Source organism: Anaeromassilibacillus sp. 1001302B_160321_C8 (genome assembly GCF_015554745.1).
Taxonomy (GTDB): domain Bacteria; phylum Bacillota; class Clostridia; order Oscillospirales; family Acutalibacteraceae; genus Anaeromassilibacillus; species Anaeromassilibacillus stercoravium.
On the sequence record NZ_JADNJD010000046.1, the window covers coordinates 1 to 1,676 of the forward strand.

A 1,676-nucleotide genomic window follows, 5' to 3' on the forward strand; every position below is an offset into this window, starting at 1 on the left:
ACGGGCAAAAAAGCCTGTATTCATGCGGGTTTTCGCCGTTTCGAGCGTCATTCCCACTCAATGGTGGCAGGCGGTTTCGGCGATAAGTCAAAGCACACACGATTTACGCCTTTTACTTCTTGTAGAATACGAGCAGTAATCGTCTGCAAGACGGCCCAATCCAACTGAGGCACCTGAGCGGTCATGGCATCGATGGTGTTCACCGCACGGATGATGACCGGCCAATCGAAGCAACGCGCATTGTCCCGCACACCAACAGATTTAAAATCTGGTACGATTGTAAAATACTGCCATACTTTTCCTTCTAGCCCTGCCTTGGCAAACTCTTCACGCAAAATTGCATCGGATTCCCGTACGGCTTCCAAGCGGTCGCGTGTGATTGCGCCCAAGCAACGCACTCCCAAGCCGGGACCGGGGAACGGCTGGCGATATACCATACTGGCTGGCAATCCCAATGCTACACCGCAGGAGCGCACCTCGTCCTTAAACAGCATTTTCAACGGCTCTACCAGTTCAAACTGCAAGTCTTCTGGCAATCCCCCAACATTGTGGTGGCTCTTGACCATCTTCGCCGTTTTTGTTCCACTCTCCACAATGTCCGGGTAAATCGTTCCCTGTGCAAGGAATTCGATACCGTCGAGCTTCCGGGCTTCTTCCTCAAACACACGGATAAATTCCGCCCCAATGATCTTTCTTTTCTGCTCCGGATCAGCGACTCCCTCCAATTTGCTGAGGAAACGCTCTGTCGCATCCACATAGATCAAATTTGCGGAAAGCTCGTCCTTAAAGACGCGGACGACCTGTTCTGGTTCCCCCTTACGCAATAGTCCATGGTTCACATGTACGCAGGTCAACTGGCTTCCAATTGCTTTGAGCAAAAGCGCCGCAACCACAGAGGAATCCACGCCGCCGGACAAAGCCAAAAGAACCTTCTTGTCACCTACCTGTTTGCGGATCAATTCAATTTGGTCTGCAATAAAGTTTTCCATATTCCAATTGGCCTGCGCCTTACAGGTATCAAATATAAAGCTGCGCAGATCCTCTTGAATCGCCTCGTCCTCTTCCGGCATCGGATGGACCGTTCCATTATCTTCGTAATCAAACGTGAAAACCGGCAATCCGCAGTTCTTAATTTCATCCGATAGGCCGATCTTCTGGCCGTCTACCACATCGTTTGGCCCGCCGTTTGCTACAATGCCCTTTACGTTTGGCATTTTCGCAATCTCTTCCGCTGTAACATCGTAGTTGCAGATTTCACTATACACGCCTAATGCACGGATCGCCCTCGCCACATCGGTGTTACGGGTGCTGCCCATATCCACAACCAAAAGCATATCTTGTCTCATCACAAGCCCTCCTTCTTATAGTAATTTCATCGTATCATATTTAAAAGGAGCGCGTCAACCGGATTGGACACTTTTTCTGGACATTCGTCAGATTTTGCGACTTTCGGTACAGTCATACAAACACGCCTTGAAAAATTCCCTTTACCTTTTCAAAGAAAGAACCTCACCGCACTATCAAGAAAACGGTATACTTTCTCTTGATAGTATGATGAGGTTCTTTGTAAAAGCAGAATCGATTACACCTTATTCGTATTCGGCAAATTCAGATATAGTAGGGTGTATTTGAGGTGATTTCGCAGGAAAAACTTTCGCAAATATGTTAATATTCCA

1 protein-coding gene is annotated in these 1,676 nt (G+C 48.0%); it reads right to left on the bottom strand.

Annotated features, from left to right (window positions below):
• Positions 1-47: 47 nt before the first annotated feature.
• Positions 48-1,346 (bottom strand): glutamine-hydrolyzing GMP synthase, encoded by a 1,299-nt coding sequence (gene guaA, locus I2E77_RS13630; RefSeq protein ID WP_195451506.1) that lies wholly within the window; start codon positions 1,344-1,346, stop codon positions 48-50.
• Positions 1,347-1,676 lie beyond the last annotated feature (330 nt).

Coding starts and splice junctions, on each gene's coding strand:
- guaA (WP_195451506.1), bottom strand. CDS start 1,346: ATGAGACAAGATATGCTTTTGGTTGTGGATATGGGCAGCACCCGTAAC.